This window comes from Vicinamibacterales bacterium, assembly GCA_036504215.1.
Classification (GTDB): domain Bacteria; phylum Acidobacteriota; class Vicinamibacteria; order Vicinamibacterales; family Fen-181; genus FEN-299.
The window spans coordinates 55,818-78,296 of sequence record DASXVO010000054.1 but is presented as its reverse complement, the minus strand read 5'-3'; the positions used below and the strand labels follow the sequence as shown (position 1 = coordinate 78,296).

The following is a 22,479-nucleotide window of genomic DNA, read 5'->3' as shown; positions in this document are numbered from 1 at the left end:
TCACCCGCGGAACTAGCGCCTGAAGCCGAACATGAACGCGGGTGTCACGCCGTGGAACCGGAGGGGGATCCCTAGCGACATGAAGAAGCCGTTCTTCCACGCCAACCCGACCCCGACGCTGTGTTTCACGTCCACACCCTGCGACGGCTCCCAGACCGAGCCGAAGTCGTAGAACACCTGGAACGGACGGTATCGGTACTCGAGCGAGCCGTAGGCGAGCCGGCTGCCGCCGAGCGGGGCGACGTCGAACTTGTCCCATCCTCGCAGCGTCGTGGCGTTGCCGATCGAGAAGCGCTCGAACAGCGGGGCCCGGCCGCTGAGGTGACCGCCCTGGAAGTGGAGCCCGAACGACTGTCGTCTCACGCGGAGCGTGTAGTCGGCCGCGACCAGGTGTCGGGTGTAGGAGAAGTCGCTCTCGAGCGTCGATGTCGCGTCGCGCACGCTGTATTCGGCGCCGATCGAGTGGCGGAGACCGCGGCGCGGCCGCACGTCGCGCCGGAACTGCACGCCGAAGGTGAATGCGTTTGCGGCCTGGTCGTGGGGCGTCGGGTACTGCATCTCCAGCGTCTGGAAACTGCCGCCGAACGTCACCTTGATGTCCCGGATCGGAAGAACCGAGACCGAAGGCGAGAAGACCTCCCGCCGGCGGTAGGTCCCGGGAACCCAGGGAGCAGTCACGAGGGCCGCCTCCGTCTCACTCTCGAAGGAGGGGTGGAAGTAGTCGTACTCGAAGCCGACCTGCACCTTGTCGGTTCCAACCCTGCGGTGCTCGTAGCGCAGGAGCACACCATTGTTGCGCTCGAGCAGTTCGTCGGCGCTGCTGACGAGACCGAACGAGAAGTAGTTGTGGTGCGTCTCGAAGCCGGGCACGATGGCGCCGCTGAATCCGTCGTGGGTGGTGTAGAGAAGCGGCGACACGCGCGCGTCGAACGAGGGTCTCCGGGTTCGCTCCGCGTCGTAGACGACCTTGACGCAGTCGGGACGCTCGCCGCGCTTCACCTTGACGGTCACCGTGTAGCCCTGCAGCTCGCTCCGCAGTCTGTGGGCGAAATGGTCGGCTGCGTCGGGATCGTACTTGTTCCCAACGAGCTTCTGCATGTCGCGGCGCAGCGACCGGCTGATCGTCGAGTCCGAGACGCCGGAGACCGAGACGCTCTCGACCTCGTAGCGAGTGTTGACGTTGGTCGGGGCCTGCGGCCCCCGACCGAACGCGACGCCGGGCACGAACAGGAGCAGGACGAGGGCGAGGCGTGTCATGCGCTGAATCATGCCCGGTGCCACAGCAACCTTCGAGCCATACCGCAAGTGCTTGACAGGACGAGGCGTGGGGCGCGAGCAGCCGTGAACCTCCGTCACAGGTGTGCGCGTTCCTCCCGGTCGGCCCGCCCCCGCTGGCATCACTGAGCAGCCAACGTCTCGATGATCTTCGAGCAGCCTCCAGCGCAAACGTGCCCGGCGTGGTCGCCGACGCTCTCGAATCTCCGTCCGACTATCTCGGAGCACTCGAATTCGTAGTCGGTGCACTTCATGAACGCTTCAATGGCCCTCGCCGCGCCGGGATCCCTGAAACCGACCTTGCCGTCTCGTTCCCTGCTGTCTCTCATCCCGATGATCCAGATCGCGGCCCCCAACGCCCCGCAGGCACCTCCACACAGGCCGATTCCGCCCGCCAGTCCCGCGGCCATGACGGCGTGCACGTCGGATGCACCCATCTTCCGCGCCAGCATCGCCGCGCAACTCACCGGAGCGGAGGGCGCCTCGACGTGCGCGTCGGAGAGAGCCGCGTCTATCTCACTGAACGCGACCGGGGCATATTTCGCGGCCATGCGAAAACAACCGATGGTCCCGCCTTTCAGGAGGAAATAGGTCATCATCTTCATGGTTGACGACGACTGGTCCAGGTCGGTGATCTCGAGACAGTTGATGTGTCCATTGCGGGCGCGGAAGGCGTCCACGAGCCTTCGTGCGGCGATGATCGCCCTCATCTCGGCTTCGGGACCCGAACCGAAGCGTCGATACGCCTGTGCCCCTGCGGCCAGCGCCGCGCCCCAAATCATGCCGCACTGGTAGCCGTGCTGCATGATTCCGCCCGCGAAGGGCACGGCGGCGTGCTCCTCGGCCTTCAAGGGGTGTTCGAACGCGCGGTCCAGGACGTTGAACAGCGCCTCCGAGCAGGCCCCGACCGCGAGAAATGTGCGCGTGGTTCCTATCGACGAGATCCGGTTGCCCGCTTTGGTCATTACGTTTGCTCCCACCCCCACTCTATCGCTTCCGGTCGCGCGGGTGGATCGTGCCACCGCCTGGCCCGGTCACGGCAGGCCGACCGTCCGAGTATGTTACGCCGGCCGGCGCCGTATACTGCTTCCTGGTCCGCACGCCGGCGCAAACGTCGGTTTCACATCAGCGACGGCGGCGTCCACCGCTGCCCACAGAAAGTCGTAGGTACTCATGAGCGGAAACAGTCTGCGAAGACGGATTGTCCTGGTGATGATGGCGGCGCTGGCGGTTCCCTGTGTCGCACCCGCGCAAGGCGGCGCGCAGAAGCCCGCCGCAACGCCGACCGACCCGGTTGCCGCGATCCTGGCTTCGCACAAGACAGCCGATGACGCGTACGCGAACGCACCGATGTCGCCGTTCACGGCGGTTGCCGTGCAGTACTTCTCACCAGGGCAGGCGATGCGTCTCGGGATTGGGCCCTCCGGCGCGGAGTTCGGCACGAGTCCCGCGGCGCCTGACATCATCGAACTCACCTTGGACGCCGGCGCGTTCTGGGTGACGCCGGTGGCGGGAACGCCTCCCCTCGTGGTCAAGACGAGCGGCGAGGGTGACGTCTCGGGACTGCCGGGTGCGGCCGTGACCGGACGGACGAAGCTCGCGCCGCGCGAGGTGGTCCGCATCGGCAGGTTCTTCGTGGAGTTGTACGCGCGGCCGGACACGGGAAACGCGCGGGTGTTCGATCCCGAGTTGCCCGCGCGAACAGCCTACGCAGGCCTGAAGTGGTACCCGCCCGCTCCATCACTCCAGGTGAAGGCCCGCTACGTGGCGAACCCGACCCCCGCGCCGGTGACGATCACGACGAGTCGGGGTCTGCGGAAGGAGTACTTTCGGGTGGGAACCTTCGAGTTCAGCGTCGACCGAACCGCGCAGCGCCTGACGGTCCTGGCGAGTGTCGCGTCACCCAAGGCCGGCGATGAGCTGTTCGTGGCATTCCGCGACCTGACGACGGGCAACGAGACGTACGAGGTTGGCCGCTACCTGTTCATCCCGTGCGCGGAGGCCGGCGGCACCTACGTGCTGGACTTCAACAAGGCGACCAACCCGCTGTGCAACTACTCGCCTCATTACAACTGCCCGATTCCGCCGAAGGAGAACCTGCTCACGGTGCCGATTCGCGCGGGCGAGATGAAGTACCCGGCGCGGCATTGACCCAACCGTCCACCGGCGGCAACCATGACCCACGAATCGATGCGCCTCCTGGTGGGGACGACGATCAGGATCGCGGGCGCGCCCGCCTCGTCGAGCAGCGGCAGGGCAAACGGAGCAGCGGCAGGGCACACGCCAGCACCGGTCGGCCGTTGAGCCGCCCGATCCGGAACTCCCCGACCGTGAACTGTCGGGTGGCCAGCGCCCTCCTGACGTACTCACGGTCCATGAGATTGAGGGACCCGGGCGAGGGCAGCGAGCTGCAGAACAAGTCGCGGTTGGGCGCCGTGGCGTCGAGGGCCACGATGGAAGGATGGCTGGCGAGGCCCTCGAGGATGCCTCGCGCGCAGCTCGGCGCTGGGTACCGATGGCGCAGCAGGGCACGACGACGCCCGGACTCGCCGCCAGCATCACCAGTGCGACAATGCGGATCCGAAGGCTGGAAGAGGTCACATCAGGGTTCCCACGGCATCGGCCACGGCGCGACGGCGAAGCAACCGGGTCCATCATGGCCCCGTCCCCGTCCGCGCGCGAAGGGAACACGTGCCGTCACGGTCGGGCAGTAGTATGATCCGCCGTGCGTTCCCGAGGCCCGGAGTGAGGTCGCGGGACACCGTTCAAAGGAGACAGATCATGCGCATTCGTCTCGGACTTTCCATCCTGGTTCTCGGCCTGGCCGTCACAGTCGTCGGCTGCGGCACGCCGCCGACAGCCGACATCGATGCAGCGAAGGCCGCGATCACCGCCGCCGGCACGGCTGGCGCGGGCGAGTACGCCGCCGCGTCGTTGAAGGCGGCCGAGGACGCCCAGGCCGCGCTCGACGCCGAACTGAAGGCGCAGGACGGCAAGATGTTCAAGTCGTTCGACAAGGCCAAGGACCTCGCCCTCGCCGCGAAGGCCGCCGGCGAGAAGGCCGCCGCGGACGCCGCGGCCGGCAAGGAGAAGGCGAAGGCCGACGCCACCCAGGCCATCGCCGACGCGAAGGCCGCGCTCACCGAGGCTCAGGGCCTCCTCGACAAGGCGCCGAAGGGCAAGGGCTCGGCTGCCGACATCGCGGCCATGAAGACCGACCTCACCAACGCGGCGACCACCATCACCGAGGCCGAGGCGGCCATGGGCACGGCGAAGTTCCTCGAGGTGAAGGCGAAGGCGGAGTCGGCGAAGAACGCGGCCACGACGGTCAAGACCTCGGTCGAGGCGGCCATGGCCGTCAAGAAGAAGTAGCGCTGGTCTCGGAGCAGCGACGACGTGCGGGGTGAGGCTCATGCGGCGCGGTAGTCGCCATGCGTGGCGGACGGCCGGCGCAGTGGCCGTTGGTGTGGTGTGCCTGGCCGGCGCGGCGTTGGCCGTGCGAGGCGTGGCGCTTCGCCGCGGCGCGATGATGCAGATGGCGGCCGCCGCCGCCGGCTCCGCCGTCGGTGCCGCGCGAGCCGCGAACGCGATGCACTGGGCGCCGGACGAGTTGGCGGTCGCCGAACGTGCGTCGCGCGAGGCGCTCACGCGGCAGCGCGTCGAGCAGGTTCGCGTGTGGCCAATCCCCGACGCGGCGCCCGTCGTCGCCGCGTGGTCGGCGGCCGAAGCCTCCGCGCGCGCCGCTGAGCGGTCGGCACGCGACCGGCGCGCCGCAGGAGCCAACTCCGCCGGCGAGCAGATCGACAAGGCCAGCCAGGCGGTCGCGGCCGCCGAGACGGCCGCGGCGACGATCTACCTCGGACCCGATCGACAACTCCTGGCGACCTCACGCACCGTCCTCGACGAGGCACGTGCCTACCAGCACGCGGGCGATCTCGAGACGGCCGCGGCGCGCGCCCGGGTGGCGGCGGCGCTGGCCGACCAGGTCCGCGACCGGGCCGCCGCGCTCGCGGCCCGGTACGCCGACGCCGGGACGATCGCGCGATGGCAGGGCTGGAAACGCGAGACGATTGCCTGGTCCCGACGCGAGGGGCGCGCGGCCATCGTCGTCGTGAAGGACGCGCACGAGATGACGCTCTTCGTGCGCGGCGAGCCGGTGAAGACCTATACCGTCGAACTCGGCTTCAACTGGATTGCCGACAAACGCCGGGAGGGCGACGGCTCCACGCCCGAGGGACGCTACCGCGTCGTGGCTCGGCTGGACCACCTGGCGTCCGACTTCTACAAGGCGCTGCTCATCGACTATCCCAACGCCGGCGATCGTGCGGAGTTCGGCCGCGCTCGTCGCCGCGGCGACATCCCGGCGTCGGCCCGAATCGGCGGGCTCATCGAGATCCATGGCGGAGGCGGGCGTCGCCGCGACTGGACGGAAGGGTGCGTCGCGGTCACCAATCCGGAGATCGAGGACCTGTTCGGCCGCGTGAGCGTGGGCACACCCGTGACCATTGTCGGGAGCGACACCTATGGACCCATTGCCGAGTTCGCCAGGGGACGCCGCCGGGACGCCGCCGACCGCAGACCCTGAACCTCGCCCGGCCGCCCAGCCTCCGGAGGCCGACCAGGCTCGGAGCGTCGTGCGCGGGCCGCGCCGCCTCGGTCCGGTTCCCCTCGACCGGCGATCGACAGCCGTCGCGGCCGGGATCGCCGCGCTGCTCGCCAGCATCGCCTGGGCCGGCACCGGCTACCACTACGAGCCGTATGTCGACCAACCGCCTCCGATCGTGGCCAAAGCGGCGACCACCGAACGGGAACTGAGGCAAGGGGCCGTGCGTCTCGACCGGCGGAACCGCGACCTCACCGCGCGTCTCAAGGCGACCGTCCCCCGAGGCGTCTACATCGTCATCGACCAGACGCAGAACCGGCTCTACCTCAAGCGCGATGACGACACGCTGCTCGAGGCGAAGTGCTCGGCCGGGTCGGGGATGGTACTGAAGGAGTCCGGCGGCAAGAAGCGAGAGTGGGTGTTCGACTCGCCGCGAGGACGGTTCGAGGTTCTGTCGATGAGGCGCAACCCGGTGTGGGCAAAGCCCGACTGGGCCTTCGTGGAGGAAAACCAGCCGATCCCCGTCAACCCGGCCGACCGGCTCGAGTCGGGCTCGCTCGGGGAGTACGCCCTCAACTTCGGCAACGGCTACATGATCCACGGAACGCTCTACGAACGCCTGCTGGGCCGTGCCGTCTCGCACGGCTGCATCCGCGTCGGACGCGACGACCTGCGGCAGGTCTGGGCGAACGCGCGGATCGGCACCCACATCTTCATCTACTGAGACGCCATGGCACATCACCACGCGTTCACGCGGACCTGGCTGGCGATGCTCGTCGCCGGAACGGCCGCCCTCGCGGCCACCTCGTGTGCGAAGGACGAGGCCACGCCGGACCCGTCGGGCAACTCGGCGCGGGCGGCGAGACTTCAGCGGCTCAACGGCCTCCTGGAGCGACAGATCCAGTTGGCCGACGGCAAGGAGTTCTACCTCGTGCTCGACCCTGCCGCCGCCGATCTCACGCTGATGCTGAACGGCGCCGAGCTCCAGCGGTATCGCGTCGTGGGCCTTCAGGTGGGCCAGCCGCGGGTGACCTGGATCACGCGCCGCGATCCGCGGCCGTGGCAGGACGTCATCTGGTCGCACGGTGAACTCGATCCTCCGCGCCAGCTCGATCGGCTCGTCATCCAGGCCGCGCCGCCCACCAAGGACGCCGCCGAGCCCGAGGCCCCGCCCGTGCCACCGACGCCCGAAGAGCTGTACCCGATCCCGACGCGGTACCAGGTGCGGTTCGACGACGGGCGGTCGATCGAGGTTCGTCCGCTGGACGTCGATCGGGACGCGGGACGGATGGCGCGCCTCCGCGCGTGGTGGAGCGCGAAATGGCACGATGTCGTGGCGGCCCTCTCCAGCAGGGACCACGACAGCGTGCGGCTGCGCATCGCGCTCGGCCCGAAGGATGCGGCATCGCTCTACCGGTCACTGCCGCCCGGTGTGCGGATGATCGTGCTCTCTCGGGATTCTCTCCCCGCGCCCCGAAGCACGCCACGCCCGTCGTCCGCGCCCGTGCGCGCACCGGCGGCGCCAGGAAACCCATAGCAGGCGACGCGGCGGGACCGGTAGCGCCGGCCCACACCCGCAAACACTCCGTTCGTCCCGCATTCTCCGCCTTCCGGCACATTCCGGCTGCGCCCGGGCCAGGAGTGGCGAACACTCTCGCGAGAGGTCTGCCACATCACGAATGGCCGGACGAGGCGCGGGCCCGCCCGGAAGGGAGGACATGTGAATCGCAAAGAGTTCCTGAAGAGCGCGTGCGGTCTCGGCGTGTGCGGATGCGCGCTGAATCTAATCGGTGCGCCCGGGCTGTTGCACGCGGCAGGTGGCGACAAGCCGGCGACCGAGCCCCCGGACCAGCGGCTCGCCTTCGCCCGGTACCAGATCGCCAAGATGGCCGGCTTCATGGCCGCCGGCCCGGCGGCGGAGGCCTGCGCCGGGATCATCGAGAAGACCGGCCGGGAGTGCGCCAAGCTGGGCCAGCTCCATGTCAAGTTCAAGGGCGACCCTGAAGGGTACTTCGCCGAAGCGAAGAAGAACTGGGGCACCGAGTTCACCTGGGACAAGCAGAAGGGCGTCATCACCATCGTCGGGCCCGAAGGCGAGTGCAATTGCCCGATGGTGGACAACAAGCGGACCCCTGCGTTCTGGTGCAACTGCTCGGTTGGCTACCAGAAGGAATCGTTCGAGGGCATTCTCGGACGACCGGTCCAGGTGTTCCTCAAGGAATCGAAGCTCGGCGGCAGTAAGCGCTGCGTGGTCGAGGTCAAGCTGGCATAGCCGCACGAGCGCCCACAGGACCACCCAGACACCTGCGCCTTGTGCGCCGGACGTTCGCTCCACGAGAATGCGTGGGCAGACGGCGCACATCGCATATATTGGGTGGCCACGCGCGTCTCCTGAACATCGGCGGCCAGGAGACATGGAGATCCGGCAGGTTCGACGATGACGGCCGACAAGGCAACCGACGCGCCCCGCATGGCGGACTTCCTGCTCTCGTGGGACCGCCTGGGCTTCCGCCTCCTGGTCTTCGGGGGGCTGGCGCTGCTGTGGATTCTCCAGGGGAGGGGGCTCGGCGGGGCCTGGCCGGATCTCATCTGGGGCGAGCTCGTCGGCATCATGCCCTGGGCCTTCCTCGCCCCAATCGTGCTCGCCATGGACCGCCGCGTCCGGATCGAGCGGCTGGGCCTGGGACGCGTCCTGGCCGCTCATTGCCTGGGCATGGTCCTGGTCTTCATCCCCTACTGGTTCATCCAGCGCGGCGTCAATCTCGCGTGGGCCTGGTATGCGTCCGGCTGGAGCGCGCCCCACCTCACGCTCTGGCTGCCAACCAGGAAGAACGTGCTCGGCAGCTTCATCAATGTGCCGTTCGTCTACCTGCTCATCCTGGTCGGGGCCGCGGCCATGCGCAATGCGAGGGCTCGCCGGGAGGAGGAGGTCCAGGCCGAGCGCCTGGCGGGTCAGCTCTCCGAAGCCCGCCTGGCCCTGCTTCAGCGACAGATCCATCCCCATTTCCTCTTCAACGCGCTCCAGGCCATCTCGACGCTGCTCCATCGCGATCCCAAGACCGCCGACCGGCTGCTCATGCGCCTCTCCAGCCTGCTGCGAGCCATGCTCGACGATGCATCCAGGCACACCATGGGCCTGGTGCTGGAGATGGAGCTGACCCGGAAGTACCTGGAGATCGAGCAGGCCCGATTCGACGACCGCCTGCGCGTCGAGTGGAGCGTGGACGTGACGCTGCTCGATGTCCAGGTGCCAAGTCTCATTCTTCTCCCGGTCGTCGAGAACGCCATTCGTCATGGCCTCTCCCCGAAGGTGGGGCCGGGGCGACTGAAGGTCTCTGCGGCGTCCGAAGGGCCCTCGCTCGTCCTGACCGTCGAGGACGACGGTCTTGGAACGACTCTCCCGCTTCGTCCCGGCGTGGGTATCGGCAACACGCGGGAACGCCTCCACGCCATGTACGGCGAACGAGGCCGGCTGGAGATCGACACCCGACCGAACGGCGGCTTCCGCGTCAGGATTCAGATTCCCCTGGAGGCAGAACGGTCATGATCCGGTGCCTGGTCGTGGACGACGAGCCTCTGGTGAGGGAGCGGCTGCGCACGCTGCTGGCAGCCCATGCGGATGTTCAGGTGGTGGGCGAGCGGGGAGACGGACCTTCGGCCCTCGAGGCCTTCCAGGAACTGGCGCCCGATGTGGTCTTCCTGGACATCCAGATGCCTGGCGTGAGTGGTTTGGAAGTGGCGGAGACCTGGCGCCGGGAGGGTTCCCTGCCGGTCGTCGTCTTCGTGACCGCCTTCGACGAGTTCGCCCTCGAGGCGTTTCGCCTGAATGCGCTGGACTACCTCACCAAACCCATCGACCCGGAACGCTTCACGGAGTCGCTGGACCGGGCGCGGGAAGTCCTGGCTCGGCAGAACCGGGACGACCTCGACCGGCGCATCCAGGCCATGCTCGACATGCACGAGCGCAGGCAGTCGGTGCGCCCCCACATCGTCGTGCGGGACCGAGAACGGTACCTCCTGGTTCCCACCACCGAGATCCACGCGCTCGAGGCCACGGGGAACTATGTGTGCGTCCACTGCGAACGGGCGAAGCACATCCTGCGCAGCACGCTGTCGGCCCTCGAAGCCAAGCTGGATCCGCAACGATTCCTGCGGATCCACCGCTCCTGGATCGTCAACCTGGACCGGGTACGGGAAGCCCAGCCCTGGACGAAGGGCTCGTGGATCGTCGTGACCCGCGGCGGACTGCAGATACCCGTGGGCCAGCAATACCGGGACGTGCTGCTGAAGATCCTGGCGTGACCTCATTGCCGACCGATCCGGCCTTACTTTTGCTTTGACCGTTCTCACCGCGTCAAATCCCACTCGATCTCGACGTGAATCACGACAGACCGCTCGGCCGTCGTGACCTCTGTCGCAGCAGAGTTGAACTCATCCGTGGGAACCGGCGTGGCCCCTCACCGCGTCATAGCGGAATGGGCATTCCACGACGTGAAGTCGAGCGATGAGGACGGAGGTTTCTCTGTCATGAAGAAACGGATGACCTTGATGTTGATCGCCGCGTTCGCCGTCATTGGCGTGCTCGGCGCCGTGAAGGTGAAGCAGGTGCGCTCGGCCATTGCCGAATTCTCCGCGTTCCAGCCGCCGCCCGAGGCGGTGACCACGGTGATGGCCACCGAGGAACGATGGCCCGCAACCCTGGCGGTGATCGGCACCGTGGCGGCCGTCCGCGGCGTGACGGTCAGCGCGGACCTGCCGGGCATCGTCGTGTCGATCGGGTTCGAGTCGGGTCGGAGCGTGAAGGAAGGCGACACGCTCGCGCAACTCGACACGCGGCAGGAGCAGGCGCAGCTCGCGGCGGCGGAAGCGCAGCGTCACCTGTCGAACGTCAACCTGGAACGGATGCGCGGCCTGAAAGGAGAAGGCGTGATCTCCCAGGCGGAGTACGACCAGGCCGAAGCCGCGCAGAAGCAGGCCGAGGCGAGCGTTGGCGAGACGCGGGCCACGATCGCGCGCAAGACCATCCGGGCGCCGTTCTCGGGCGTCCTCGGCCTGCGCCAGATCAACCTCGGCCAGTACCTGGCCGGCGGCGCGCCGATCGTGTCGCTGCAGGCGCTCAATCCGATCTACGTGAACTTCTCCGTGCCGCAGGAGCAGGTCGCCAGGCTCAGGTCGGGCACCGGCGTTCGTGTCTCGATCGAGAACTCGAACGCCGAGATTGCCGGCCGGGTCACCGCGATCGATTCGGTCGTGGACGAGGCCACCCGCAACATCCAGGTGCAGGCGACGTGCGCCAACGCCGGCGGCGCGCTGCACCCGGGGATGTTCGTGCAGGCCAACGCGGCGGTGGGCGCCGGCGACACGGTGGTGTCTCTCCCGACGTCGGCCGTCAACTACGCGCCGTACGGCGATTCGGTCTTCGTCGTGGCGGAGATGAAGAACCCGAAGGGCGCCACCTACCGCGGCGTGGAGCAGCGGTTCGTCAAGCTCGGGAGCGCCAGGGGCGATCAGGTGGCGGTGCTGTCGGGCGTGAAGCCCGGTGAAGAGGTGGTCACCTCGGGCGTCTTCAAGCTCCGAAACGGCGCCGCGGTTCAGATCAACAACAAGGTCCGACCGTCCAACAAGCCGGCGCCTCGGCCGGAGGACAGCTAATGAAGCTGACCGATCTCTTCATCAAGCGGCCGATCCTCGCCGTCGTCGTCAACCTGGTGATTCTGATTGCCGGCCTGCAGTCCGTCCGCGCGCTGTCGGTGCGTCAGTACCCGCGCAGCGACATCGCGATCGTCCGGGTCACGACCGTGTACGTCGGCGCCAACGCGAGCCTGGTGCGAGGCTTCATCACGACGCCGCTCGAGCGCGTCATCGCGAGCGCCGACGGCATCGACTACCTCGAGTCGTCCAGCGCGCAGGGCGCGAGCACGATCACCGTCCACTTGAAGCTCAACTACGACACCAACGCCGCGCTCACGCAGATCCAGGCGAAGGTGGCGCAGGTGCGGAACGACATGCCGCCCGAGGCGCAGGCGCCGATCATCCAGCTCGAAACCGCGGACAACCAGTTCGCGGCGATGTACATCGGGTTCTCGTCCGCCAACCTCGACCAGAACCAGATCACCGACTACCTGACGCGCGTCGTCCAGCCACGGCTCTCGGCCATCAGCGGCGTGCAGCGCGCCGACATCCTCGGCGACCGGACGTTTGCGATGCGGGTCTGGCTCAAGCCCGAGCGGATGGCCGCGCTGGGCATCTCGCCCTCTCAGGTGCGCGACGCCCTCTCGAAGAACAACTACCTCGCCGCCCTCGGCCGGACCAAGGGCTCGATGGTGTCGGTGAACCTGATCGCCAACACCAACCTCCAGACGCCGGAGGAATTCCAGCAGTTGGTCGTGAAGGAGGACAAGGGCGTCGTCGTCCGGCTCGGAGAGATTGCCGACGTCGTGCTCGGCGCCGAGAACTACGACTCGGACGTCCGCTTCAACGGCCAGAACTCCACGTTCATGGGCGTGTGGGTGCTGCCGACGGCGAACTCGCTCGATGTCATCGCCAGGGTGCGCGAGGCGGTCAGGGAGATCCAAGCGCAGCTCCCCGTGGGCATGAAGGTCGGCATTCCCTACGACTCGACCACCTACATCCAGAACGCGATCGACGAGGTGTTCAAGACGCTCACGGAGACCCTCCTGATCGTCATCCTCGTGATCTTCCTGTTCCTGGGATCCGCGCGCTCGGCGCTCATCCCGGCGCTGGCCATTCCGATCTCTCTTGTCGGGGCGGTGTTCCTGATGCTCGTCGCGGGTTTCACGATCAACCTGCTGACGCTGCTCGCGATCGTGCTGTCGGTCGGACTCGTCGTGGACGATGCGATCGTGATGGTGGAGAACGTGGAACGCCACCTCCGGATGGGCCAGCGCCCGTTCGACGCGGCCGTTGCCGCGGCGCGCGAACTGGTCGGCCCGATCATCGCGATGACGATCACGCTCGCGGCCGTGTACGCGCCGATCGGCCTGCAGGGCGGCCTCACGGGCGCGCTGTTCCGCGAGTTCGCCTTCACGCTGGCCGGCGCGGTGATCGTCTCTGGCGTCGTCGCGCTCACCTTGTCGCCGATGATGTCGTCGCGGCTGTTGCGATCGGGCGCCGTCGAGCACGGGTTTGCCGGCATGATCAACCGCCATTTCGACGCCGTGCGGCTGCTCTACACCAGGGTGTTGACCGGTACGCTCCAGTACCGGCCGGTCGTCTTCGTCCTCTGGGCGATCGTCGCCCTGCTGATGGTGCCCTTCTACCTCTTCTCTCAGAAGGAACTGGCGCCGAGGGAGGATCAGAGCGTGGTGTTCGGCATCATCCAGGCCGCGCCGAATGCGACGCTCGATCAGACGAAGCTCTTCTCCGCGCAGGTCTACGACATCTACCGGTCGTTCCCGGAGTCGGAGAGCATCTTCCAGATCACGTTGCCGACCGGAGGGTTTGGCGGCATGGTCACCAAACCCTGGAACGAGCGCGCCAAGAGCACGCAACAGCTCCAGATCGAGACCGCGGCGCAGCTCTCGAAGATCGCGGGGGTGCGCGTCATCTCCCTCGCGCCGCCGGCCCTCCCTGGCGGCGGCGATTTCCCGGTGGACTTCGTCGTCGCCTCGACGGCCGAGCCGCAGCGCCTCGTCGAGTTCGCCAACCGGCTCGTCGAGAAGGCGTTCACGAGCGGCCTGTTCATGTTCGCCGACTCCGACTTGAAGTTCGACCAGCCGCAGGCCGAGGTCGTCTTCGACCGGGACAAGCTCCGATCGCAGGGCGTCGATCTCCAGCAGGCGGGCCGCGACCTCTCGACGATGCTCGGCGGGGATTTCGTGAACCGCTTCAGCGTCCAGGGCCGGAGCTACAAGGTGATCCCGCAGATCAAGCGGGCGAATCGGCTGACGCCGGATCAACTGAAGGACATCTACGTCACCGGCGCCGGCAACAAGCTCGTGCGGCTGTCCACCTTCGCCACGCTGAAGACGACGACCGAACCGAGGGAATTGAAGCGGTTCCAGCAGTTGAACGCCGTGCGGATCCAGGGCGTCATCCCGCCCGGAGTCTCCCTGGACGCCGCGCTGCGCATGCTCGAGGACGAGGCGCGCCGCATCCTGCCGACCGGCCAGGGCTTCGCCGTGGACTTCGCGGGCGAGTCGCGTCAGCTTCGGACGGAGGGCGGCAACTTCCTCGGCACGTTCCTCCTGTCGGCAATCCTGATCTACCTCGTGCTCGCGGCGCAGTTCGAGAGCTTCCGCGATCCGTTCATCATCCTGGCGGGATCCGTGCCGCTCGCGCTGTCCGGGTCGCTGCTGTTCTCGTTCCTCGGCCTGACGACGCTCAACATCTACAGTCAGATCGGCTTGATCACGCTGGTCGGACTGGTGTCGAAGAACGGCATCCTGATCGTGGAGTTCGCCAACAAGCTCCAGGAGGCGGGCAGCGACAAGCTAAACGCCGTCGTCGAAGCCGCATCCACGCGGCTTCGGCCGATCCTGATGACGACCGCCGCCACCGTGATGGGTCATCTGCCGCTGGTGTTCGCGCGGGGCCCGGGCGCCGGCGCCCGCAACAGCATCGGCATGATGCTGGTCACCGGGATGGTGATCGGATCGGCCTTCACGCTGTTCGTCGTGCCGTCGATCTACGTGCTCGTGGCGCGGCGCCATGCGGTCAGGGCCGGCGAGTCCGGCTCGGAGGAGACCCGGATGCCGGAACTCGCGGAGGCGCGGACCGCGGGCGGCTAGGTTGAACCACCGAGGACGCCAGAGACTCCAAGTCACCGCGGCTGACGACACCAACTCGAGAGGATTGACGACCGACCATGCGCCGAACGCTGTTGATGATATCCATCTGGGTGGCGGTTTCCGCGTCGCCATCCGGGCAGGCGCCGGCGATGCCGGCCGCCGCCCAGCCCGAAACACTCCGCCTGACCGTGAACGACGCCGTGAAGATGGCGCTCGATCACAACATCGAGCTGGCGGCCGAACGGATCACGCCGCAGATTGGGGACACACAGATCGCGGCGGCGGCCGGAGCTTTCCGGCCGACGTTCAACACCGGCCTCCAGCGGAACAACCAGCTCGAGCCGCCGTCGAGTTTCCTGGTGCCGACGCCCACGCGCAACGACGCCGTCACGACAACCCTGGGCCTCTTCCAACGGCTGCCGTGGTACGGCACGTCGTACAGCGTGTCGTGGGACTACGTCCACACGAGCAGCGACAGCTTCCTGAACAGCTACAACCCGGTGCTGCAGTCGGGGCTGTCGGTGTCTCTGTCGCAGCCCCTGGTCCGCGACCTCGCGATCGACTCCGCGCGGCTGCAGTTGGCGTCGAGCCGCGTGAACCGCGCGATTGCCGACACGCGCCTTCGCGAAACGCTCGTGCAGACCGTCGCGAACGTCAAGAGCGCGTACTGGAACCTCGTCACCGCGATCGCGAATGTCGGCGCGCGCACATCGACGCTCGACCTCGCCCGCGAGCTGGTGCGGGTGAACAAGGTCAAGGTGGGCTACGGCCAGTCGCCGCCCCTCGACCTGGTGTCGGCGCAGGCCGAGGTTGCCGCCGACCAGGAGCAGCTCATCATCGCGGAGACGGCGGTGAAGGAAGCCGAGGACGTGCTGCGGACGCTGATCTTCGACACGAGCGATCGGAGCGCGTGGCGCGTGGGCCTCGAGCCCGCCGATTCGCCCCCGCTCGGCCTGGCCTCGCCAGACCTCGAAGCCGCCGTGACCGCCGCGCTCAAGGACCGCACCGACCTCGTCCGGGCGCGCAAGGAAATCGACAACGCCGATCTCACCGTGAGGTTCACCGACAACCAGCGGCGCCCCGACGTCCGGCTGAACGCCAGCTACCAGGCCAACGGTCTCGGCGGCACGCAGGTGTTGCGCACGGGCGGATTTCCCGGCACGATCGTCGGCCCCGGCGCGGAGACCGGCTTCGGGTCCGTGATGAACCAGGTGTTCTCGGCCAACTACCCGACCTGGTTCGTCGGCGTCAGCTTCAACTACCCGATCGGCCAGTCCACCGAGCACGCGAACCACGCCCGCGCCACACTCGAGGACCAGCAGGCGCGCGAGCGGCTGAAGAGCGCCGAGTCGCGCGCCATTCTGCAGGTGCGGGACGCCTGGCGGAAGATCGAGATGAACGCCAGGCGGATTGAGACCGCCCGCGCCGCGCGCCAGCTCGCCGAGCAGCGGCTCGAGGCCGAGCGCAAGCGGTTCGACGCCGGCATGTCCACCAGCTTCCTCGTGATCCAGGCCCAGCGGGATCTCGCGCAGGCCAGGACGAACGAGATCGGCGCGATCCTGGCGTACGACCTCGCCCTCGTCGAGTTCGAGGCGATCCAGCAAGCGGGCCGGGCAACAGGCGGATAGCTGCCGGTGCGACGATCTCTCCCGGGAGATGGCCTCTGGTTGGCCACGATGGAACGACCGGCCCCACGTCGCAAGGCGTGGGTTACGCCCTGAGCGTGCAGCTCCACACCGCCGACGCTCATCGCCCCTCGCCGAACGAGAAGACCAGCGTTCCGCGATAGCTGCCGGAGGCCGTGGCCGGACGCCCCGACGGGCCGGACTTGTCGGGGGCGACGAACTTCGACCCGATGGCGGGAATGGCGTGGAGGAACGATACGTCACCCGCGGGGAACTCGACGGTGGTGTTCTGGTGATCGATCCGCGGCGTGCCGACGCGCAGGTAGATGTCGGGCGTCGCGCTCGCGATCGTCAGCGGCCCCGCGGCGGTGTCGAGCCGCGCCCAGCGCAGGCCCGCGAAGCAGCCTTGAAACTCGGGATAGCTCCACGCCTCGCCGGGCTGGATGTCGTGGCGCGCGATCTCGTGAACGCCGAGCCACGTGCCCCGGCGCCTGTTCTGCCAGACACGGTACGGACCGTCGCCGAGCCACCTGAGCGAGCGCATCGTCTCCTCGGCGTGGTCGAACGTGATGCCGTGATAGAGAAACTCGCCGCCGAGCGCGTAGCGGTACTCGAGGCGCAGCGATCCGTCGCCGCCGAGCGTCCAGCGGATCTGGTCGAATCCTGCCGTGCCGCGACCCTCGACCCACGCGACGGTTTCGCCGCTCCGCGCGTCGCGATCCACTCCGCCCGTCACGACGCCCGCGGCGGCTGGCGCGGCCGGGAAGCGGCCCGCCGCGTAGCCGAGGCGCACGGCCGTGACGGCCATCGGCCCGCCGTCGGAGCGTCGCACGTTCGAGAGCCTCACCGCGAGCACGGACTGCGGCGGAAAGCTGAAGGCCTTCCCATCACCCGCGCGCCGCGTGCCGTCGTAGACGGTCTTCCATGAACGGCCATCCGCCGAGAGCTCGAGCCTGAGGCCGGCCCACGACACGGCTCGCGTGTAGTCGAGGTCGATCTCGATCACGTTGGCCAGGTGCGGCGCGGCGAGCTGGCGCGTCCCGGTGGCGGTGTCTTCCCGCGCGAAGGGCAGCCACTCGGCCGGCCCGGCGGAGGCGGGACGGCCGAACGCGACCCGCGGCCCGTTCGCGAGGGCGGACGTACGATCTCCCCGGCGCAGGCTGCGAAGCAGACCGGTGGCGGCGTCGAAAACCGCCGTCACCTCGCCCGAGGTGAGACGAATCTCGCCCGCCATCTTCTCGACCTTCGGCGACGCGCCGCGGCGCGCCGCCAGGGCGTTCACGCGCGGGCCGGACGCTGTCACCGGCCATGTCCACGTCCACAGCTCCTGTCCGTCCGGGCCGACTGCGGCGAGCGCCAGCGCATCGGCGTCGCGCCAGCGTGCGGGAAGGGCCAGGGCCAGTTGACCGCTGGCATGCGGCGCCACGGCGGGGCCGGGAGCGCTGCCCTCGGAGATCACGGTGGGCGCGGCGTTCCTGCCGCCCGGTCCGGGGTAGCGCACGAGCCGCCAGTCGAAGCGGCACCGCGCGAGCGAGGTGAAGTCGTAGCGATTGGCCACCGCGATCGTGCCGGCGAACGTCGCGTCGAGCACGGGCGAGGTCACCTGGACCGGAGACCACACGTCGCGCACCGTGTAGTAGCTGCCCTCCTTCTCGTGGCGCGGACCGACGATGCCGTCGGGGGCGAAGGTGCTGAAGACGTCGATGCGTCCGTTCCGGTCCGTGCGCGCGATGCCCTCGTCGGCGAAGACCCACAGGAATCCGCCGGCCCCGAAGGGCGACCCGGCGATGGCGTTCCAGTAATCCTCGAGCCCAGCGCCCGCGCCGCCGTCGTAGAGGCCGTGAATGAACTCGGTCGGCATCACGAGGTTCGGCCCGAGCAGGCGCCTCGCCAGGTCGTCGTAGGTCGGATAGTGCTTCGTGTCGATGTCGTCGTGTACTTCCCACGGGTGGAGCACCCGGCGGCGCTGCGGGTCGTACAGGTCGAACTCGCCGTCGAGTTCGCGATTCCAGCCGCCCTCGTTTCCGTTGTCCCAGAACAGGATGCTCGGGTGGTTCACGTCGCGCTCGACCATCTCGCGCACGAGGCGGCGGCCAACCTCGGTGTCGTGGGCGTGGTGCCAGCCGCTCAGCTCGTCGAGCACGTAGAGGCCGAGTTCGTCGCAGGCCTCGAGGAACGCCTCGTCCGGCGGATAGTGCGACATGCGGACGGCGTTCATGTTCATCGATCGGATGAGGCGCGCGTCGTCGTAGCAGTCGTCGCGATCGAGGCTCCGGCCGGTTTCGGGGCGGAAGCTGTGGCGATTGACGCCCTTGAGGAGGATGCGCTGGCCGTTCAGGAAGAGCCCCTGGCCGGCCCGCACTTCGAACGTGCGGAAGCCGAAGCGCGCCGTCGTCGCGTGCAGCACCTCGTCGCCCTTGCGCAAGGTCAGCCGGACCGAATAGAGCGCGGGGGTCTCGGCGGTCCAGAGCCGGGGGCCGTCCACCTTCGCGGCCAGCCGCACGCGGCCTGCGCCGCCGGCTGGAATCACGGTCGAGAACGGCGCGCCCACGGCGGTGCCGTCCGGGGTGAGAATCTGCGCCGCGACGGCCGTGGCGTCGCGGACGGCGGCGAGCGTGACGTCCGCCGAGAACGTGCCGTCGGCCCTCGCATCGATGGCGACGTGCTCGATCGACTGCGCCGGCGCGGCCTCGATCCACACGGGCCGGAAGATGCCGCCGAACACCCAGTAGTCGCCGCCGCGCTCCGCGATCTCGGTGTCGGCGTTCGCCGAGGCCTTCGCGACGTCCACCTCGAGCACGTTGTCGGCCGCGACGCCGAACGTCACGAGGGACGTGACGTCATAGTGGAAGCGGTAGAACGCGCCCTGGTGCGCCGGACCCGCGAGACGGCCATTCACTTTCACCGTCGCGTCGGTCATCACGCCGTCGAACACGAGGCGGATCCGGCGCCCCTTCCACGGTTCGGGCACGGCGAAGCGGAGGCGGTAGAGCCCGTGCTCGGTGCTCTTCGGCGCGGCATCCTGTCCGTAGTTGTAGTGGCCGAACCCGTGCTGCTCCCAGTTCGACGGCACCGGGATCGTGGCCTGCTCGCCGGCGCGCCGGCCGCCCGTCACCGAGAACTCCCACGACACCGCGTCCTTCGGGCCGTGGCCGGACAGGTACTGGCGCTCGGTCCGCGGGTCGGCGGCCTGCGGATTGGCGGCAGAGACGCCGGCCGCACAGAGCACCGACGCCACGACTCCGCACACCAGCGTGATGCCGTAACGGTTCGCATGGGGCATGGCTTGTCCTCGCGTTTCCTCTTCAGGCCGCAGCCCGAGCAGCATAGCACCCGCGGCGAGCGCTTCCTCACCCTTCGAGTGTGGGAACACCCCTTCGCGGACACCGCCGGCACGGTGCCGGTATTATGATCGCCTTGGTGAACCGGCAGGATCTCCTCGCGTTCGCTCACCGCGACTGGTCGCTCGTCGCCGAGGCGAAGGCCGAGTTCTGGCGAGACCGCAAACGCGACCGGACCGCCGACGACACCTTGGCGATTGGCGAACAACTCCGCCAGCATGCGCGGGCCGTGCGTCCCGACTGGCCCACCGAGTCCGAACGTGCGGCAGACCTCGCCGTCCACCTGCGCGTGACCGAGGCCCTCCGTGCCGTCCGCATCCGGTCCCGCTGATCTCCTCGCCGAACTCTCGCACGAACTCGCGCGTCTTCGCGTGCCGTGGTACGTGTCCGGTGCGCAAGCCGTCCTGATTTGGGGCCGGCCGCGCTTGACGACCGACGTGGACGTGACCGTGCGGCTGGGATCCCTGGACAGCCGCGAATTGGTGAGCGCGTTGCAGGGACGGGCGTTCGACCTGCGCATCGTCGCCACGCCGGAGTTCGTCCGACAAGCCCGGGTGCTTCCACTCGTTCACCAGCCGACGGGTCTCGCGCTCGACGTCGTGTTGGCCGGACGACCGAAGGACATCGACGACATCCGCGGCATCCTCATGGATCGGGCTGGCCTTCTCGACCTGCCGCTGATCCACCGAACGCTGGCGGTACTGGAAGAGGCGCTCGGCCAGCCTGATCTCGTGCCGCTCTTCGAGGCCGAGGTCGAGAGATCCAGGGGGCGAGGTTGACCGCCGCGGGCACCGAACCTTCTACGCCGGCCGTCCGTGTACTCCCATGTGGTCGCTGACCGTCGGTTGAGAACCGCCCAGCCCCGACACTCGAACGTGAACATGCAGACAATTCGATCTCTCGAATGCCCTGAAGGTCTTGCGGCAAGCTCGACGCCGGTGAGCGGCCCGCGCGGGCGTGACGCGTCGTTGAAGGAGAGCGCCATCACGGCGACCTCGTCGAACGTGGTGCTCTCGATCGCCGTCGCGCTCTCGCTTGCGGCAGGCGCTGGCGCCTGCGCGCCCAAGGTCGTGGATGACGGAGTGGTGATCGCGGACGTCACGCTCGTCTCTCCCGAGCGGCAGGCCCCGCTGCTCCATGCCGACGTGGTCGTTCGCCACGGCCGGATTGCGCAGATCGGCACCGGGCTCGTCGTCGGCCCGCACGCCAGGAAGATCGACGGTCGCGGCCGATTCCTCATCCCGGGCCTGATCGACTCGCACGTACACGTCGGCAACCAGGGCCCGATCGACGACGCCGCGATCGGCTCCCACCCGGAGCTGCTCGCGGCCTATTGCGCGCAGCTTCCGCGCGCCTATCTCGCCTTCGGCTTCACGACGCTGGTGGATCTGGACCTGAAGCCCCAGGCCCGCACGTGGTTCGATTCGGCGCCGCTCCACCCCACGCTCTACCATGCCGGGCGCGGCGTGCGCGTCGCCGGCGGATACGGCGCGCAGCAGGTGCCCGGGGACCCGGCGGCGGCGGACCTCGCGAATCTCGTGTACGAACCGGCGCAGGCCGATCGGTGGCCGGCCACGCTCGACCCGCGCAACTACACTCCCGCGCGCGCCGTCGATCGCGTGGTCGAGTCGGGCGGCATCTGCGTGAAGACGTTCGTCGAGCCGGGATTTGGCGGCGCCTTCCATTGGCCGGTTCCCCGCCCCGAGACGCTCGAGGCGCTGCGCGAAGAGACCAGGCGCCGGGGGCTGGTCTTCGTCGTCCACGCGAACGGCGTCGAAGGCTGGCGCGCCGCGATGAACGCGCACGCCGACGTGATCGCGCACGGCCTCTGGCATTGGCCCGGCAACTCGCTCGACCCGACGCCTCCGGCTGAAGCCCGCGCCGCCATCAAGGCAGCCGCCCGCGCCGGGATTCGCGTCCAGCCGACCTTGCAGGCCGTCTACGGCGACCAGTCGGTCTTCGACTGGTCGCTGCTCGACGATCCCCGGCTCGCCGAGGCGCTGCCGCGCGCGCTCGTCGCCTACCTTCACGGCGAGGAGTCGCTGGCGGCGCGGCGTGCGATTGCCGGCGAATACCGGCGCGCGGTTGCGGGTCTTCTCGGCCCCGGGGCGCCCGACGCCGCGACGGCCATGGCGGTCGCGCCGGCTCGCGCCACCGCGACGCTTCGGATGATGCTGGCCGAGCACGTCGCGATTCTGTTCGGCACCGACACGCCGTCGAACGAAGGGATCGGCAACCCGCCTGGCCTCAACGGGCGGCTGGAACTGCAGCGGTGGTTCGAGGCGGGCGTGCCGCTCGCGCGGATCGTGCGCGCCGCGACGATCGACAATGCGGCAGCCTTCGGCCTCTCGGCCAGTCTCGGCTCGATCGAGATTGGCAAGCGCGCCGACCTCCTGCTGCTCGGCGCCGATCCGCTGAAGACCATGGCCGCGTACGACGCGATCGAGACGATCTTCCTGAACGGCGAACCGATCGCGCGCGGATCGCTCCTGCCGGCGAAATGAACGCGTGCGTCACCGTCTCGGGCGGGTGGGGAGAGAGACCCGGTGACTGGAGCTGCCAAAAGATGGAGGAGGACGTGCTGGCTCGGCACGTGGCAGCAACCGGGTCCGCATAGGACAATAGGCCCCTTCCCCGCCGACGTCTTTCAGTTCTTCCTCGCATTCTGCCGCAGATCTCTCTGAATTTTCCCGCAGCGCCCGCTCCCGGGCGCAGCGCCTCGCGTCAGCCAACGCATGGCCCTACCGGCCAATAAACTGGCCGGTCGCCCCCTCAACCCGGCTTCGCACTTTCCGACGCGATTTCCTGTGCAACGGCGTGGCAATTCCTGCCACCCCGTCCCGCGCCCCGCCGCCAACCCCGAGTGGCCAGCCCGTTGGCCGTAC

Annotated in this window: 17 protein-coding genes; 14 read left to right on the top strand and 3 right to left on the bottom strand. The window is 68.5% G+C overall.

The features are described from left to right. Positions 1-12: 12 nt before the first annotated feature. Both VGK32_15190 and VGK32_15185 read right to left on the bottom strand, forming a co-directional pair. Positions 13-1,257 carry a BamA/TamA family outer membrane protein gene (locus VGK32_15190; GenBank protein HEY3383114.1) on the bottom strand — a complete coding sequence of 415 codons (1,245 nt, stop codon included), beginning with the start codon at positions 1,255-1,257 and terminating at the stop codon, positions 13-15. Between the two features lie 140 nt (positions 1,258-1,397). Further along, a complete protein-coding gene (locus VGK32_15185; protein ID HEY3383113.1) occupies positions 1,398-2,240 on the bottom strand; it encodes a C-GCAxxG-C-C family (seleno)protein in 843 nt (280 codons plus the stop codon). Between the two features lie 208 nt (positions 2,241-2,448). On the opposite strand from VGK32_15185, the gene VGK32_15180 reads away from it, so the two are divergent. The 11 genes from VGK32_15180 (at position 2,449) to VGK32_15130 (ending at position 16,256) form a co-directional block, all read left to right on the top strand. Next, on the top strand, positions 2,449-3,426 hold the full coding sequence (locus VGK32_15180) for a DUF1684 domain-containing protein (GenBank protein HEY3383112.1): 978 nt from the start codon (positions 2,449-2,451) through the stop codon (positions 3,424-3,426). Between the two features lie 630 nt (positions 3,427-4,056). After that, complete coding sequence (locus VGK32_15175; GenBank protein HEY3383111.1) at positions 4,057-4,647, top strand: hypothetical protein; 591 nt, start codon at positions 4,057-4,059, stop codon at positions 4,645-4,647. Between the two features lie 40 nt (positions 4,648-4,687). Further along, the gene (locus VGK32_15170; GenBank protein ID HEY3383110.1) at positions 4,688-5,860 is read left to right on the top strand and encodes a L,D-transpeptidase; all 1,173 of its coding nucleotides are present in this window, start codon (positions 4,688-4,690) and stop codon (positions 5,858-5,860) included. Next, complete coding sequence (locus VGK32_15165; GenBank protein ID HEY3383109.1) at positions 5,799-6,602, top strand: L,D-transpeptidase family protein; 804 nt, start codon at positions 5,799-5,801, stop codon at positions 6,600-6,602. The genes VGK32_15170 and VGK32_15165 overlap by 62 nt, the downstream gene beginning before the upstream one ends. Positions 6,603-6,608: 6 nt before the next feature. Next, positions 6,609-7,415, top strand: coding sequence for a hypothetical protein (locus VGK32_15160; protein ID HEY3383108.1), 807 nt, complete (start codon positions 6,609-6,611; stop codon positions 7,413-7,415). 183 nt (positions 7,416-7,598) lie between these two features. Continuing rightward, entirely contained in the window at positions 7,599-8,150 is a 552-nt protein-coding gene (locus VGK32_15155) for a hypothetical protein (protein HEY3383107.1), read from the top strand. 165 nt (positions 8,151-8,315) lie between these two features. Beyond that, the gene (locus VGK32_15150; GenBank protein ID HEY3383106.1) at positions 8,316-9,425 is read left to right on the top strand and encodes a histidine kinase; all 1,110 of its coding nucleotides are present in this window, start codon (positions 8,316-8,318) and stop codon (positions 9,423-9,425) included. Further along, positions 9,422-10,180, top strand: a complete 759-nt coding sequence (locus tag VGK32_15145; protein HEY3383105.1) for a LytTR family DNA-binding domain-containing protein — start codon at positions 9,422-9,424, stop codon at positions 10,178-10,180. The genes VGK32_15150 and VGK32_15145 overlap by 4 nt, the downstream gene beginning before the upstream one ends. Before the next feature lie 225 nt (positions 10,181-10,405). After that, positions 10,406-11,530, top strand: coding sequence for an efflux RND transporter periplasmic adaptor subunit (locus tag VGK32_15140; protein HEY3383104.1), 1,125 nt, complete (start codon positions 10,406-10,408; stop codon positions 11,528-11,530). Next, positions 11,530-14,628 carry an efflux RND transporter permease subunit gene (locus tag VGK32_15135; GenBank protein HEY3383103.1) on the top strand — a complete coding sequence of 1,033 codons (3,099 nt, stop codon included), beginning with the start codon at positions 11,530-11,532 and terminating at the stop codon, positions 14,626-14,628. Before VGK32_15140 ends, VGK32_15135 begins: the two co-directional genes overlap by 1 nt. A 77-nt stretch (positions 14,629-14,705) precedes the next feature. Further along, on the top strand, positions 14,706-16,256 hold the full coding sequence (locus tag VGK32_15130; protein HEY3383102.1) for a TolC family protein: 1,551 nt from the start codon (positions 14,706-14,708) through the stop codon (positions 16,254-16,256). A 118-nt stretch (positions 16,257-16,374) separates the two neighbouring features. Here the strand turns inward: VGK32_15130 and VGK32_15125 are convergent, their stop codons facing one another. Further along, on the bottom strand, positions 16,375-19,536 hold the full coding sequence (locus tag VGK32_15125; GenBank protein HEY3383101.1) for a glycoside hydrolase family 2 TIM barrel-domain containing protein: 3,162 nt from the start codon (positions 19,534-19,536) through the stop codon (positions 16,375-16,377). Between the two features lie 125 nt (positions 19,537-19,661). Here VGK32_15125 and VGK32_15120 point away from each other — a divergent pair, with 125 nt between their 5' ends. The 3 genes from VGK32_15120 to VGK32_15110 all read left to right on the top strand — a co-directional run bounded on the left by VGK32_15120 (position 19,662) and on the right by VGK32_15110 (position 22,098). Continuing rightward, positions 19,662-19,925, top strand: coding sequence for a hypothetical protein (locus VGK32_15120; protein ID HEY3383100.1), 264 nt, complete (start codon positions 19,662-19,664; stop codon positions 19,923-19,925). Further along, positions 19,900-20,373, top strand: coding sequence for a hypothetical protein (locus VGK32_15115; protein HEY3383099.1), 474 nt, complete (start codon positions 19,900-19,902; stop codon positions 20,371-20,373). Before VGK32_15120 ends, VGK32_15115 begins: the two co-directional genes overlap by 26 nt. 102 nt (positions 20,374-20,475) lie before the next feature. Continuing rightward, a complete protein-coding gene (locus VGK32_15110) occupies positions 20,476-22,098 on the top strand; it encodes an amidohydrolase family protein (protein ID HEY3383098.1) in 1,623 nt (540 codons plus the stop codon). Positions 22,099-22,479: the final 381 nt, after the last annotated feature.

What these genes read in the sequence shown, in the direction of transcription:
- VGK32_15145 (HEY3383105.1), top strand. Translation starts at nt 9,422, where the DNA reads ATGATCCGGTGCCTGGTCGTGGACGACGAGCCTCTGGTGAGGGAGCGG.
- VGK32_15140 (HEY3383104.1), top strand. Translation starts at nt 10,406, where the DNA reads ATGAAGAAACGGATGACCTTGATGTTGATCGCCGCGTTCGCCGTCATT.
- VGK32_15180 (HEY3383112.1), top strand. Translation starts at nt 2,449, where the DNA reads ATGAGCGGAAACAGTCTGCGAAGACGGATTGTCCTGGTGATGATGGCG.
- VGK32_15120 (HEY3383100.1), top strand. Translation starts at nt 19,662, where the DNA reads ATGATCGCCTTGGTGAACCGGCAGGATCTCCTCGCGTTCGCTCACCGC.
- VGK32_15185 (HEY3383113.1), bottom strand. Translation starts at nt 2,240, where the DNA reads ATGACCAAAGCGGGCAACCGGATCTCGTCGATAGGAACCACGCGCACA.
- VGK32_15165 (HEY3383109.1), top strand. Translation starts at nt 5,799, where the DNA reads ATGGACCCATTGCCGAGTTCGCCAGGGGACGCCGCCGGGACGCCGCCG.
- VGK32_15135 (HEY3383103.1), top strand. Translation starts at nt 11,530, where the DNA reads ATGAAGCTGACCGATCTCTTCATCAAGCGGCCGATCCTCGCCGTCGTC.
- VGK32_15110 (HEY3383098.1), top strand. Translation starts at nt 20,476, where the DNA reads ATGCAGACAATTCGATCTCTCGAATGCCCTGAAGGTCTTGCGGCAAGC.
- VGK32_15150 (HEY3383106.1), top strand. Translation starts at nt 8,316, where the DNA reads ATGACGGCCGACAAGGCAACCGACGCGCCCCGCATGGCGGACTTCCTG.
- VGK32_15160 (HEY3383108.1), top strand. Translation starts at nt 6,609, where the DNA reads ATGGCACATCACCACGCGTTCACGCGGACCTGGCTGGCGATGCTCGTC.
- VGK32_15130 (HEY3383102.1), top strand. Translation starts at nt 14,706, where the DNA reads ATGCGCCGAACGCTGTTGATGATATCCATCTGGGTGGCGGTTTCCGCG.
- VGK32_15125 (HEY3383101.1), bottom strand. Translation starts at nt 19,536, where the DNA reads ATGCCCCATGCGAACCGTTACGGCATCACGCTGGTGTGCGGAGTCGTG.
- VGK32_15170 (HEY3383110.1), top strand. Translation starts at nt 4,688, where the DNA reads ATGCGGCGCGGTAGTCGCCATGCGTGGCGGACGGCCGGCGCAGTGGCC.
- VGK32_15190 (HEY3383114.1), bottom strand. Translation starts at nt 1,257, where the DNA reads ATGACACGCCTCGCCCTCGTCCTGCTCCTGTTCGTGCCCGGCGTCGCG.
- VGK32_15175 (HEY3383111.1), top strand. Translation starts at nt 4,057, where the DNA reads ATGCGCATTCGTCTCGGACTTTCCATCCTGGTTCTCGGCCTGGCCGTC.